The sequence below is a fragment of the Dermacoccus sp. Ellin185 genome (assembly GCF_000152185.1).
GTDB lineage: Bacteria > Actinomycetota > Actinomycetes > Actinomycetales > Dermatophilaceae > Dermacoccus > Dermacoccus nishinomiyaensis.
Genome location: NZ_AEIQ01000066.1, coordinates 1 through 12,986 on the forward strand (window position 1 = coordinate 1; position 12,986 = coordinate 12,986).

Consider the following 12,986-nt stretch of genomic DNA (forward strand, 5'->3'; position numbering starts at 1 on the left):
GGGGTCGCCGGCCCGCGCCGGATCGACGCGGGCATGGCCGCCCTGCGCCCCGTTCCAACCGGTGCGATCGCGCCACCCACCGGGGCGTCCCTGGCCCTGACGACCCTGCTGCGGCGCAGCGGAGCGCGCTCCTCCCGAGGCGGGATCGCCCCACGCGTTCTGGCCGGACGCATCCTGCGTCGCACCACGCGAACCACCATCATGGCCCGGGCTGCCCTGGCGGCGAGCGTCAACACCCTCGCCACGGTGAGAGCCTGCTGGCACGTTCACACGCCCGTCAGCCGCCCCACCGGCGGACGACGAAGGATCGATCGACGCGCTGAACTGCGCCATCTCGTCGAACTGCGACCTGTCGTCGGGCGGCGCGTCATGCGGCGCGGGCTCGTCACCCCACGACCCGCCATCCGATGAGCCAGGCTGCCCGCCATCCCCCTGGGGTCGGGACGAACCCTGCGCCCCCGAGGGGACAGCGTTCGGCGACGACCATCCCCGCGCAGACTGCTGCGCGTTCGGCCCCTCACCCGCGGGCGACGCGTTCGGCGACGACCACGTCTGGCGCGCCTGGGCAGCGTTGGCCGCCCCCTGATGACCCCCGCCCTGACCCGACGGCGCCGCGGCACCGGCCGTCATGGCGCGGGCTTCGACGGCGACGTCGACGCCGATCGCCTCGATGAGCGCCTGACGCACGACCTCCATGTGCTGCCCGCGACTCATCGTGCCGGCGAGGCCCTCGCTCGTCGCGCCCAGGATCAACCGGCGCCCGTTGAACTCGGCCACCTGAGCGTTCTGACTGAGCAGCGTCCACGTGACGCGCTTGATGCGGAAGATGCGGTCGAGCACGTCGGGCCACGCCCGACGGATGTCGTCCGTGCTCATGCCTCCGCGCGCCGGCTGACCGCTCTCACGCTCGCCGGAACCCTGCTGCGGCGACGACGCGCCGCCGGACTGCTGCGTCGCATCGAAATCACGCTGCGCGCGCTCTCGCTCGGCCTCGCTCACGCCTCCCGTGACGCTCTGCGGCTGCTCGACCCGCGCGTCGTCGCGCGCGGCCGCAGCGGCCCGCTGACCCTGCTCGGGTGCGGCCTCGCCGTGACCTGCCGGGCGAGAGGCACCCGACTGACCCGCGCGACCATCCCCGCCCTCAACGCCGGCGGTGTCAGCACGACCACCCCCCGCCCCGGCACCCGGCGCGCGAGACAGATCGTCACCGGTCGACGAGTTCTCCTGCGCTGCACCGGCATTCGGGCTCTGCCATCTCGGTGTCGTTGCCGGCTGAGGAGCGCCCGCCGCCCCTGTCACACCCGCCGTCGCCGATGCGGCGTCCTCGGCGGAACCGCCCGAGCGTCCTGCCCCGTCAGCACTCGCACCCACCCCAGAGGCCGCGCCGGCGCTCGCGCCGACCCCGCCCTGCGTCGGCGCCGACGCACCGGCGGGAGGCATCGCCGGCGCATGTGGCACCGGCCCCGCGGCAGCACGAGGCGGCAGTTCGCCCATGTCTAGGCGACGTTCCATCCGGTCGAGTCGCGCCGCATACCCGTCGAGACCCGCGATGCCGGGCAGCAGCACGCGCGCGCACATGAGTTCGAGCTGCAGGCGCGGCGACGTCGCGCCCGTCATCTCCGTCAGGCCGGCATTGATGACGTCCGCCGCGCGCGACAGCGCCCCAGCACCGAACGAGGCCGCCTGCGAGCGCATGCGCTCCAGCTGGTCCTCCGGCACCGAGCGCAGCACGGCGCCCGCACCCTCGGCCACGGCCGCGACGACGATGAGGTCGCGTAGACGCTCGAGCAGATCCTCGACGAACCGTCGCGGGTCGGCGCCCGATTCGACGACGCGGTCGATCTGCCGGAAGACCGCCGCCGAGTCACCGGCCGCGAACGCCTCGATGATGCCGTCGAGCAGTTCGTCATCGGTGAAGCCGAGCAGGCTCGCGGCGCCGGCGTACGTCAGCCCCTCGGGCCCCGACCCGGCGATGAGCTGGTCGAGCACCGACAGCGAGTCACGCACCGAACCCCCACCCGCGCGCGTGACGAACGACAGCACGCCCGGCTCGTACGCGACGCCCTCGGCGTCGAGCAGCGTCTCCATGTAGTCGCTCAGCTTCTTCGGCGGCACGAGGCGGAACGGGTAGTGGTGCGTGCGCGAGCGGATCGTGCCGATGACCTTCTCCGGTTCTGTCGTCGCGAACACGAACTTCACGTGCTCCGGCGGCTCCTCGACGATCTTGAGCAGCGCGTTGAAGCCCTGCGGCGTCACCATGTGCGCCTCGTCGATGATGTAGATCTTGTAGCGGCTGCTCGCCGGGCCGAACGACGCGCGCTCACGCAAGTCACGCGCGTCGTCGACACCACCGTGCGAGGCCGCGTCGATCTCGATGACGTCGACGCTGCCGGCACCGCCACGAGCGAGCGCCACGCACGAGTCGCACACCCCGCACGGCGTCGGCGTCGGGCCCTGCTCGCAGTTGAGGCAACGCGCGAGGATGCGCGCCGACGTCGTCTTGCCACACCCGCGCGGACCACTGAACAGGTACGCGTGATTGACGCGCCCCGTCCGCAGCGCCTGCATGAGGGGTTCGGTGACGTGCTCTTGGCCGATGACGTCGGCGAACGTCTCGGGGCGGTAGCGGCGGTACAGGGCCGTTGTCATGCGAGCAACACTAGTGGCGCGCACCGACAACCCCGAGATTCCGCGGAGAACGCCCTACGAACAGGCCGATCACGCCTCGTCCGACCACCCGTCCAGGGCCGCCCGGAGCGCCGACCACCCCACGATTACCGCCCTCGCAGCCTCCCCGGTAGACTCATGCCAAGCCCCCCGCGTGGTGGTACCTCTCCGAACTCCCCCAGGGCAGGAATGCAGCAAGGGTAGGAGAGCTCTTCCAGGTACGCGGGGGGCGCTCACGTCTCACAGGGCCCCAGCCGCGTCCCGGGCGTCATCTGACGTCGGGGGCCCCGGCCCGTCGCGCCGCGGTACTGACGCAGCGCCATGTTCTCGATGTCCTCCGGACGCGTGCGCGCGACGTACACCTCGCGTCCGAAGCCGCCCGTCGGCGCACGGGTGCCCTACACGACGATCCACCCGTCATCGGCGACGCTCGCCGTCCCCCACGTCATGTGGTCGAGCGTGTCGTCGTCTGCGCTCAGCGCGACGGTCTCGAGGCGGCGCGCCGCCCCGCCCTCCGGCACGACGAAGCGCGTCACCGACGTGCCGAGCAGCGTGAACCCCCAGAACCCGCCGTGCCGCCTGATCGTGTTGGTGCAGACGAAAAGCTCGCTCCATCGACCGCGATCAAGGCTGATGACGCAGGTCGGCCACGCCGCCAACCGCTCGCCCGCAACACCGGGATCGGGGATGACGGCGACGCCCGTCAGCACCTGCGCGAAGCACCCCCGCGTGCTGATGAGCATCGAGTTCGACACCATGGTCGCCCCGTGGCCGGGCGCGCGACGCGTGTCGCCGAGCAGCCACATGACGCGTCCGTCGCCGAGCGGCGCGGCGTGGCGGGCGACGCGTCGCGGCATGGCGTCAGGCTACGAGCCGCCGCTCATCACCGAAGGGGTTTTCACGCACCTACTCTCCGCTCAGCTTGGCGCGCTGCACCTCGAGGGCCAGCTCGCCCGCGACGTCGGGTTCGCGCGGCGCGCCGAGCCCGTTGACGGCGGGGCTGAGGCGCCGTTCGACGGCGAGGGTGACGGCGGCCGCGCCCACGCATCCGAGGACGAGCGCGAGCGTGTACCAGCCGGCCAGGGCGTGCCCGATGAGCAGGCCCGCGAACGGCGGGCCGACGATCTCGGCGAGGTGGAAGGCTCCCGCGGAGGCAGAGTTGTAGCGCCCGCGCAGGGCGTCCGGGGCGAGGTCGTTGACCATGGCGGGCAGCGTCGGCTGCAGGAACGTCTCGCCGATGCCGAAGATCGCCGCCGACGCGCAGACGAGGACGCCGGCCATCGTCGCGGAGCGCTCCCCCGACCAGCCCGCGAGGCCGAGCACGGTCCACGACAGCGACCACAGGCCGCACATGAGCAGCAGCGCGCGCGTGCGCCGCCTGCCGGAGACGAGCCGCAGCACGAGGATCTGCACGACGACGATGACGGCCGTGTTCGCCGCGTACGCCCAGCCGAGCACCTGCGTCGAGACGTGCGCCACGCTGCGGGCGAAGGCCTGGAATCCGACTCCGAACTGCGCGTAGCCGATGAAGGCCGTGATGAATCCGAGCAGCACGAGCAGCCGCATCGTCGGCTCGCGCAGCACCTGCGCGTAACCGCCGCGCGGCGCGTCGCCGTCAGGGCTCGAGGGGTGCTCGACGCGTCCGCCGTGGTGTCGCAGCGGACCCAGGTACAGCGCGAGTGGGACGAGGAACGTCGCGGCGTCGATGACGTACACGAGCTCGAACGTCGACGGCCGCGTCACGTCGACGATGGCCCCGCCGAGCACCCCGCCGATGCCCATGCCCAGGTTGAGCAGCGTGAAGTTGAGACCGAAGAAGAACTGCCGTTGGTCCGACGGCATGACGCTCGCGACCATCGCCTGCACGGCCGGGAAGATCACCCCCGTCGCGATTCCGGAGAGCGTCAATGCCAGTGCGGCCCGCCCGACGTCGTGCGCCCCGGCCATGAGCAGTTGCCCGGCGATCTCGAGCCCGACGGCCGTGATGACGACGCGACGCGCACCGACACGGTCGATGACGACACCGCCGGGGCCGACGGCGAGCAACCCGACGATCGCGGGCAGGGCCAGCAGGATGCCCGTCACCTGCAGGCTGAGGTGGCGCACCTCGTGCAGGTAGGTGACGCCGAACGGCATGATGAGGCCGGTGCCGATGAAGTCGAACACGATGCTGACGAGCATGAGCTTGGCCGCGAGCGGCAGGTCGCTCCAGCGCACACGGGCTGCGCGGGTGTCGTCGGGGCTCGTGTTGTCGTGCGTCACGCCCCCATGGTGACAGCCCGCACCGACGAGCCCCTGCGCACCCGTCGTTCCCCGGCTGTTCCCTCGACGCTGCTTGCACCGCCCGACTTGGGCGCATGCGCCGCGGTGCAGTACAGTTCTCGGCGGAGGATTCGCATAGTGGCCTAGTGCGCACGATTGGAAATCGTGTTGGGGATGAAACCCCTCATGGGTTCAAATCCCATATCCTCCGCCACACGTGATCGATGCCCCGCCGGGTTCGCCCGGCGGGGCATCGTCGTGTCTGCGCGCCGAGGGACGGTCGCCGTCGGCGTGGGTGCGCGGCCCGCCGTACACTGGGCACTTCCGGGGGTGGTTCGTCGTCGTGCGAGCCGGGTCGAAAGGATCGTGATGATGCGCCGAACCGCCAGCACTGCAGCGGTTTTCGTCGTTGCCGCAGGTGCGTTGACGGGGTGCTCGAGCGACAAGCCGAAGCAGGCTGCGCCGACGTGCCCACCCGGCAACCCGTCGCCGTCACGCACGGTCGCGTGGTCGAGCATCTACGCCAACGTCTACAACGCGAGCGACCGCAGCGGTGAGGGTGCCACCGTCGCGAAGCAGCTCGGCTGGCGCGGCATGCACACGCTGGACGTCAAGAACGACCCATTGAGCGACGATCGTCCGACCCCCAAGTTCGCCGAGATCCGGTACGGCAAGAACGGCCGCACGATCGCGCTCAACGTCGCCAAGCAGATCCCCCACGCAAACCTGTATCAGGACGAGCGCACGGATCCGACGATCGACATCGTCATCGGCAACAAGTTCTCGCTGACGCCGCGCCCGCCGCGCGCGGTGAAGGACGTCTCCGTCACCGTCCTCAACACGACGTTCATGCCGGGCCTCGCGGCGGACGTCGCCGGTCGGCTCGGCAAACAGGGTTTCCACGCGGACGCCGAGGCGAACGACAAGGCGTACTATCCGAACGACTCCGCCGTCATCGTGTACGACGAGGAGGGCCTGCCCGACGCGCAGCGCCTGCAGATGAGTATCCCCGGTTCGCGGTTGCTGCAGGACACGCAGACGAAGGGCGCTGTCGACATCAAGGGTTCGACCGTGCGCCTGTATCTGGGTTCGAAGTGGCCGACGAACGGCAAGGTCGTGCCCTTGTCGCAGGCGACGGCGTCGCCGAATGCGTCGCCGTCAGCGTCGGGCGGCTGCTGAGGGAAACAAGCTCTGGCAGGTGGAAGTCACACGAGGGACGCCCTGGTCGGGCGTCCCTCGTGTGCCGTGGGTGCGCGCGTCCCTGGTGCGCCGATCGTCAGCGTCGGCGGGCGGTGCCGAAGAGGCTGCGGGTGATCTCGCGGCCGATCTGGGTGCCGGCGGAGCGCATGAACGACTTGAAGGCGGAGGAGTGGACGACCTGGCTGACCATGCCGGGTTCTTCCTTCTCCTTCTTGGCGGGCGCGTGGGGCGCTTCGGGAGCGGGTGGGTTCTGCGTCGCGTCCGCGTCGTTCCCCGCACCCGCTGTGTCGGGCGTCAGGCGTCCCTGCAGTTTCTCGTAGGCCGATTCGCGGTCGATCGCTTCGGAGTACTTGGGTGCGAGCGGCGACGACGACACGATGCGGTCCATCGTCTCGGGTGAGGCCGGGCCCATCTTCGACGTCGGTGCGAGCATGCGCGTCCAGGCGACGGGCGTCGGGGCGCCGGTCTCCGACAGCACGGTGACGATCGCTTCGCCGGTGCCGAGCGTCGTCAGCAGCTCTTCGAGGTCGTAGCCGCTCTTGGGGAAGGTGCGCACGGTCGCGGTGAGCGCCTTCTGGTCGTCGGGCGTGAAGGCGCGCAGCGCGTGCTGGACGCGGTTGCCGAGCTGGCCGAGGACGCCGGACGGCACGTCCTTGGGCGTCTGGGTGACGAAGAAGACGCCGACGCCCTTGGAGCGGATGAGGCGGACGGTCTGCTCGATCTGGTCGACGAACGCCTTGCTCGACTCGTCGAACAGCAGATGCGCCTCGTCGAAGAAGAACACGAGCTTCGGCTTGTCGAGGTCGCCCGCTTCGGGCAGTTCCTGGAAGAGGTCGGCGAGCATCCACATGAGGAACGTCGAGAACAGTGCGGGCTTCTCGGCCACGCTCGGCAGTTCGAGGCAGGTGATGATGCCGCGCCCGTCGGCGCCGGTGCGCATGAGGTCGGACGTGGCGAACTCGGGTTCGCCGAAGAACACCTCGGCGCCGCCATCGGCGAACGCGATGAGGTTGCGCAGGATGACGCCGGCCGTCGCGGAGCTGAGCCCGCCGAGGTTCTTGAGGTCGGCCTTGCCCTCGTCGGACGTCAGGTGCGTGATGACGGCGCGCAGGTCCTTGAGGTCGAGCAGGGCGAGCCCGTTGGCGTCGGCGTAGTGGAAGATGAGGCCGAGGCTGGATTCCTGGGTTGCGTTGAGCCCCAGCACCTTCGACAGCAGCGTCGGGCCGAACGAGGTGACGGTGGCACGCACAGGCACACCCTTGCCCTCGCCGCCGAGGCTGAGGTATTCGACGTCGAAGCCCTTGCCCTCCCACGCCTGCCCGACGTCCTTCGCGCGGGCGGCGACCTTGTCGTTCGACTCACCCGGTTCGGCGAGACCGGACAGGTCGCCCTTGATGTCGGCCATGAAGACGGGCACGCCGTTGGTGGCGAGCTGCTCGGCCATGAGCTGCAGCGTCTTGGTCTTGCCCGTTCCGGTGGCGCCGGCGATGAGGCCGTGGCGGTTCATCATCGACAGCGGCAGGCGCACCTGCACGTCGGGCTTGGCGGTGTTGTCCTCGACGGCTGCGCCGAGCTCGAGGGAGGCGCCGTCGAAGGCGTATCCGCTGCGGATGGCTTCGAGCTGATTCTTTTCGGTCACGTCGTGAGCGTATCCGCCCGGCGCGTGCGCGCCCAGCACTGTCGGCACATAAAATAGGGCCGTGATCTTCAAGGCCGTGGGCGATTCGCGCCCCTACCCCGACCATGGCCTCGTCACGCCCAAGGACTGGTCGCCGGTGACGCCTCGGGTGGTGCGTCTGGCGGATCTGACGACGACTCGTACGACGCTCGATCTGTCGGCGCTATTGTCGGAGGATTCGACGTTCTACGGCGACATCTTCGCGCATGTCGTCGCGTACGAGAACGAGTTGTACTTGGAGGACGGTCTGCATCGCGCCTTGCGGGCCGCCTTGCAGTCGCGCGCCACCTTCCACGCAAGGGTCTTGTCCCTATGAGTTATGTCCGCGACAACGGTCTCGCTCGGGCGCGCAAGCGTCGCGAGCGCCGTTCCATCGCCATCCTCGTCTTCTGCGCGCTGCTCGTGCTCGGCGCGATCGTGTTCGCGGCGACGTTCATCTCGTCGCCGAGCAAGCAGAACGGCCCGTGCCCGAACGGGACGGTGAGTTCGGCGCCGCCGGAGATCGCGTCTTTCACGCTCAACGTCTACAACGCCAGCGGATCGAAGGGTGCGGCCGGAACGGCTGCGGAGGCGTTGCGCACGCACGGGTTCAGGATGGGTGTCGTCGGCAACGACCCGTATCAGCACAGCGAGGACGGTGTCGGCGAGGTGCGTTTCGGCCCTGACGGCGCGGCGCTGGCGAAGCGGTATGTCGCGACGTTGGTGCCGGGCGCGAAGCTCGTGCAGGACGGGCGTGACGGCAACAGTGTGGATGTCGTCGTCGGTTCGTCGTTCCCGACGATCGCTGCGGCGCCTGCGTCGCCGTCGCCGTCGCCGGTGTGCAAGTGACGGTTCGTTCATCTCGTTTTTGCTCCGACGCATCGCTGTTGTAATGTTCTTACCGGTGGCGTGTCCGAGCGGCCTAAGGAGCACGCCTCGAAAGCGTGTGTGGGGGTAACTCCACCGTGGGTTCAAATCCCACCGCCACCGCCAGAGATGCGGAAGACCCCCTCCGGGATCAGCGACGAAGTCGCCCCGGAGGGGGTCTTCCGCATCTCTGAATGAGCACGGGGGATTTGGGAGGAGGCAGGCGGCAGCGAGCGAAGCGAGCTCCCGCCCCGCCGACGGAGTCCCACCGCCACATGACGCACACGTGACACGCACTTGACCCACCCTCGACGCGTCGCTGACGCCACACCGGCCGCACCTGCGACCCACCACCTGCCGTACTCAAGACGACGCACCGCCAGCGTCATCGACCGGAGTTGTGACGCAATATTCTCGCGGCTGTAGCAACTCCACCACACTTGGTCACGTGTCCATCTACGATGGCAGCGCTGAACAACCAGGCAGCACGCAACCCACCCCTGTGGGGGAGCACAAACTCCCACCGAACGGGCACAGTTCTTTACACGAACGCGTGGGCTCTTCACCCTCGCCCGCGTGCATCGTCCTAGTTATCGACCGTCGGCCCCAGGCGAAGCACCCCCGCAGAACAAAAAGAGCACAGACGGTGTATAAAGTGTTCAAGGAGCGAACGTGGGTTCCCTCCTGTGCAACATGGGTTTTCTGCAAACCCTGAACCTGCCTGAAGGAGCTCCGATGCCGTCGCCCGTCAGAGATCGTATGATCTCCGGTGCCCTCGACCTGCTCGCCCGCCGTGGCCTGCAGGCCACCTCGTTCGCAGAGGTGACGCAGGCGACGCAGACACCGCGCGGCTCGATCTATCACCACTTCCCCGGCGGCAAGCAGGAACTCGTTCTCGCCGCCATCGACCTCAACGCCCAGCAGTGGCTCGACGTCGTGGCGTCGGTCGAACGTCGTTCGCCTGAACAAGTCGTCAGCGAACTGCTCGGCCGCCTGCGGACCTACCTCGACGAGACGAAGTTCGAGGCCGGCTCGGCCGTCGGCGCGGTCACCGTAGCTGCCGAGAACCCGACGCAGCTCGAACACTGCCGTGCAGCGTTCGACGCGTTCAAGGGTGGCCTCGCGAAGGCCCTGACCGACTGCAGCGTCACCACTGCCGCAGCGCGCGAGTACGCGAGCCTGCTCACGAGCTCGATGATCGGCATGACGATGACGGCCCGCTCAGCTCGCAGTTACGACGGTTTCGACGCGAGCGCCCGCCAGCTCGTCGACAGCGCGCGTCGCCTGCCGCGCAGCTGACCTGAACGCCACCTCGCCGGGATCACCCACCTGCGACGGCGCGATGACGTCGTGTCGCACCCACCGCCCGCTCGCGTCCACGACGATGGACCCATGACCTCGCACGAGCCTTTCGACGAGCACGCCTCCCGACCCAACGGCACCGATTCGTGGCTGAGTGGCGCCGCCGCAGAACCGGCAGGCCGGCGGGCGGGCAGGGGCAGCGCAGGCGACGAACGGCCCGATCTGAACCTGTCCGTCACGGCCGTCGTGCTCGCCGGCGGCACGTCGCGGCGCTTCGGCGGCGCTCAGGACGACAAGCTGGACGTATCGCTCGGCGCCCGCAGCGTGCTCGATTCGACGCTGGCCTCGCTCCCGACATCATGGCCCGTCATCGTCGTCGGTCCGCCGCGCGCGATCCGTCGCGAGCAGGTCACCTGGGTGCAGGAGGATCCGCCCCTGGGCGGCCCGGTCGCTGCCCTGGCGCGGGCGCTCGACGTCAGCACCGGCGAGTGGATAGCCCTCGTCGCCGGCGACACGCCCCGGGGCGGCCATGCCCTCCCCGGCCTCCTCGACGCGGCGTTGACGATGCGGGCGACCAGCACGTCCTGCCTCGACGGAGCGGTCGCCGTCGTCGATGGCCGTCGTCAGCCGCTTCTCGCGGTGTATCGCGCCGATGCCCTGGCCGCGGCCTGCGAGGCGATCGGGAACCCTGCCAGCGCGTCGATGCGTGCGTTGCTTGCATCCCTCGCTCTCGCTGAGACCCCCGTCGACCCGGGCGACGCCCGCGACGTCGACACCGTCGACGATCTGGCGTTTCATCGTGCGCGGGGCGCGTCGTAGGGTCGAGGAATGAAGGCGATCATGCTGTCCGAATTCGGTGACGAGAACGTCATGACCCTTGCCGAGGTGCCCGATCTGCCCGCGCCCGAGGGCGACTCGATACGCATCAAGGTCGCCGCCGCGGGTGTCAATCGGGCGGACCTGCTGCAGCGTCAGGGGCACTATCCGCCGCCTGCCGGAGAATCCGACGTCCTCGGCCTCGAAGTCTCCGGCACGATCGACGCGCTCGGGCCCGACGTCGTCGGCTGGCGCGTCGGTGACGAGGTGTGCGCGCTGCTTGCGGGCGGCGGCTACGCCGAGTACGTCAACGTCCGCGTCGGCCAGGTGCTGCCCGTGCCGCGCGGCGTCGATCTCATGACGGCCGCCGCGTTGCCGGAGGTGGCCGCGACGGTGTGGTCGAACGTCGTCTTCACCGCTGACCTGCAGCCCGGTGAACTGCTGCTCGTGCACGGCGGCAGCAGCGGCATCGGCACGATGGCGATCCAGTTGGCGACGGCGCTCGGCGCGCGCGTCGCCGTCACCGCCGGTTCGGCCGAAAAGCTCGCCGCATGCAAGGCGCTCGGCGCACAGATCCTCATCAACTACCGCGAGGAGGACTTCGTCGACGCCGTCGCGGCAGAGGGTGGCGCCAACGTCATCCTCGATGTCGTGGGCGCCAAGTACCTGAGCCGCAACATCGACGCTCTCGCGCCCAACGGCCGGCTCGTCATCATCGGCATGCAGGGCGGGGCCAAGGCCGAGCTCGACCTCGCGAAACTGCTCGCCAAGCGCGCCCAGGTGACGGCGACGTCGCTGCGTTCGCGTCCGCTCGCGGAGAAGGCCGCGATCGTGCGCGAGGTGCGCGACACGGTGTGGCCGCTCGTCGAATCGGGCGCCGTGCGGCCTATCGTCCACGCCACCTACCCGCTCGCGCAGGCAGCGGACGCGCACCGCGAACTCGCCGCGTCGGGTCACATCGGCAAGGTGCTGCTCACGCTCTGAGCGCGGCACGCTCTGCAACGGGGTAAGCGGAGTGACTGGGCGGCCGGGTGCGGGGTGCGCCGGCCCGGCGCACCTCTGGGAGCTGCGATCCCGCATGACAGGGTTTCAGCCCTGACCTGCGCATGCGGAACCCCGTGGGGCATGCGTCGACGCCTTCCTCCTCCCCTCGCTGACCTCCACACCCGACGCCCCGTCACCCGTCGATTCAAGGCCCCCCCTTCAAATCTCCCCGCCGCGTTTCCCCCTTCCCCAGCCCCTGACCTAGGTATGCTGCGAAAGCCCGAAGAATTGACCTAGTGAGAGCGGTTGTCATGTCAACACGTATGCGCATCGCAGCAACAAGCCTGCCCTCGTCTTCGGCGTGTCTCTTGTGACGCCGACAGCCCTGGCGGCTGAGAAGCCCGTGCCCGCAGCTCAGAGCTCAACCGACCGCTCTAGCGACGCAGAGTGCCTTGACCAGTTCCTCAAGGGTGGCGAGGCGAAGGCAACGCCCTTCATCCAGGCGAGCAGTCAGGAAGAAGCAATCAAAAAGCTCAATGACTACCAATGTGGAAAGGGCGCATCGGTACGTTTTACAACACCCAACTATGGGCCTTGCACGCTAAACCCCGGTGCAGTTTACCTGCGGAAGGAATATGACTACAAGGCTGCGGGTAATAAGCATATCACGACATGCACCACGCCCGTAACATCTATCACTCACGCTGAAGAGATTCACTACAAGTGGTATGCGTGGTGGAAGAAGGCCGGCGGCACAACGATGTCAGGTGGTCGCAATATCGCAAAGCTCGAGCAGAAGAACGTGGTGAAGACCTGCAAGGGAACCACGAACACCACGTTTATTGGTTCCACGCTCGGTACGATCGTTTGGAAAAACAAGACCTACTACGCGCGGTCCTACACGAAGGTTGCTCAACTGAAGCGCACGATGTAGGCATGATCGCAGTCTTCGTAGACGGCTCAGCCAAGGTCGCACTCACGTCGGAAGACGAGCTTCTGAAGATCCTTGATAGCAACAAAAATCTTAGGACAAGAGTCTCATGGGAAGACTTGGACCTAGCCGGTGCAGCTCGGATTGAGAATAATCTGTACATTTGGGCTGCTGGAGACCTGAACGAATCGCCAGCGATTGCTTCAGCCCATGCAACATCAGAAGAAGCGACCGCCTGGATTGAAGATGACCCGATGAAACAATCTGGGTATTCAGCCGAAGTTCTGAGCCTCATTCGCC

At 68.5% G+C, this 12,986-nt stretch carries 12 protein-coding genes, 2 tRNA genes and 1 other RNA gene; 11 read left to right on the plus strand and 4 right to left on the minus strand.

All coding sequences use genetic code 11. The annotated features are described in order from the left end of the window. The coding region (locus HMPREF0321_RS06925) for a DNA polymerase III subunit gamma and tau (RefSeq protein ID WP_050786512.1) at positions 1-2,649 on the minus strand (2,649 nt) is incomplete at its 3' end. A gap of 160 nt (positions 2,650-2,809) precedes the next feature. On the opposite strand from HMPREF0321_RS06925, the gene ffs reads away from it, so the two are divergent. Next, an RNA gene (gene ffs, locus HMPREF0321_RS14845) (signal recognition particle sRNA small type) lies at positions 2,810-2,904 on the plus strand. Between the two features lie 161 nt (positions 2,905-3,065). Here ffs and HMPREF0321_RS06930 read toward each other — a convergent pair. After that, positions 3,066-3,524: a hypothetical protein gene (locus tag HMPREF0321_RS06930; RefSeq protein WP_040014642.1), complete on the minus strand. Its 459-nt coding sequence runs from the start codon at positions 3,522-3,524 to the stop codon at positions 3,066-3,068. Positions 3,525-3,573: 49 nt separating this feature from the next. Then, a complete protein-coding gene (locus HMPREF0321_RS06935; RefSeq protein WP_006945313.1) occupies positions 3,574-4,929 on the minus strand; it encodes an MFS transporter in 1,356 nt (451 codons plus the stop codon). 124 nt (positions 4,930-5,053) lie between these two features. On the opposite strand from HMPREF0321_RS06935, the gene HMPREF0321_RS06940 reads away from it, so the two are divergent. After that, a tRNA-Ser gene (locus HMPREF0321_RS06940) sits at positions 5,054-5,143 on the plus strand. A 158-nt stretch (positions 5,144-5,301) separates the two neighbouring features. Then, positions 5,302-6,108, plus strand: coding sequence for a LytR C-terminal domain-containing protein (locus tag HMPREF0321_RS06945; RefSeq protein WP_175282471.1), 807 nt, complete (start codon positions 5,302-5,304; stop codon positions 6,106-6,108). A gap of 97 nt (positions 6,109-6,205) precedes the next feature. On the opposite strand, the gene HMPREF0321_RS06950 is transcribed toward HMPREF0321_RS06945, so the two are convergent. Beyond that, positions 6,206-7,768 carry a helicase HerA-like domain-containing protein gene (locus tag HMPREF0321_RS06950; protein ID WP_040014646.1) on the minus strand — a complete coding sequence of 521 codons (1,563 nt, stop codon included), beginning with the start codon at positions 7,766-7,768 and terminating at the stop codon, positions 6,206-6,208. A 61-nt stretch (positions 7,769-7,829) separates the two neighbouring features. On the opposite strand from HMPREF0321_RS06950, the gene HMPREF0321_RS06955 reads away from it, so the two are divergent. The 8 genes from HMPREF0321_RS06955 to HMPREF0321_RS16025 all read left to right on the plus strand — a co-directional run. Continuing rightward, positions 7,830-8,123, plus strand: a complete 294-nt coding sequence (locus HMPREF0321_RS06955; RefSeq protein ID WP_006945312.1) for a hypothetical protein — start codon at positions 7,830-7,832, stop codon at positions 8,121-8,123. After that, positions 8,120-8,635 carry a LytR C-terminal domain-containing protein gene (locus HMPREF0321_RS14840; protein WP_006945310.1) on the plus strand — a complete coding sequence of 172 codons (516 nt, stop codon included), beginning with the start codon at positions 8,120-8,122 and terminating at the stop codon, positions 8,633-8,635. The genes HMPREF0321_RS06955 and HMPREF0321_RS14840 overlap by 4 nt, the downstream gene beginning before the upstream one ends. A 54-nt stretch (positions 8,636-8,689) precedes the next feature. Then, positions 8,690-8,779, plus strand: a tRNA-Ser gene (locus HMPREF0321_RS06965). Between the two features lie 609 nt (positions 8,780-9,388). Next, on the plus strand, positions 9,389-9,952 hold the full coding sequence (locus tag HMPREF0321_RS06970) for a TetR/AcrR family transcriptional regulator (protein WP_006945318.1): 564 nt from the start codon (positions 9,389-9,391) through the stop codon (positions 9,950-9,952). A 93-nt stretch (positions 9,953-10,045) separates the two neighbouring features. After that, the gene (locus HMPREF0321_RS06975; protein WP_006945317.1) at positions 10,046-10,774 is read left to right on the plus strand and encodes a molybdenum cofactor guanylyltransferase; all 729 of its coding nucleotides are present in this window, start codon (positions 10,046-10,048) and stop codon (positions 10,772-10,774) included. 9 nt (positions 10,775-10,783) lie between these two features. Next, positions 10,784-11,755 (plus strand): NAD(P)H-quinone oxidoreductase, encoded by a 972-nt coding sequence (locus tag HMPREF0321_RS06980; RefSeq protein WP_006945316.1) that lies wholly within the window; start codon positions 10,784-10,786, stop codon positions 11,753-11,755. Between the two features lie 361 nt (positions 11,756-12,116). Further along, positions 12,117-12,689 (plus strand): hypothetical protein, encoded by a 573-nt coding sequence (locus tag HMPREF0321_RS16020; protein WP_139023584.1) that lies wholly within the window; start codon positions 12,117-12,119, stop codon positions 12,687-12,689. 2 nt (positions 12,690-12,691) lie between these two features. Continuing rightward, a partial coding sequence (locus HMPREF0321_RS16025; protein ID WP_139023585.1) for a hypothetical protein occupies positions 12,692-12,986 on the plus strand: 295 nt, incomplete at its 3' end.

Coding starts and splice junctions, on each gene's coding strand:
- HMPREF0321_RS14840 (WP_006945310.1), top strand. CDS start 8,120: ATGAGTTATGTCCGCGACAACGGTCTCGCTCGGGCGCGCAAGCGTCGC.
- HMPREF0321_RS06980 (WP_006945316.1), top strand. CDS start 10,784: ATGAAGGCGATCATGCTGTCCGAATTCGGTGACGAGAACGTCATGACC.
- HMPREF0321_RS06930 (WP_040014642.1), bottom strand. CDS start 3,524: ATGCCGCGACGCGTCGCCCGCCACGCCGCGCCGCTCGGCGACGGACGC.
- HMPREF0321_RS06945 (WP_175282471.1), top strand. CDS start 5,302: ATGCGCCGAACCGCCAGCACTGCAGCGGTTTTCGTCGTTGCCGCAGGT.
- HMPREF0321_RS06970 (WP_006945318.1), top strand. CDS start 9,389: ATGCCGTCGCCCGTCAGAGATCGTATGATCTCCGGTGCCCTCGACCTG.
- HMPREF0321_RS06975 (WP_006945317.1), top strand. CDS start 10,046: ATGACCTCGCACGAGCCTTTCGACGAGCACGCCTCCCGACCCAACGGC.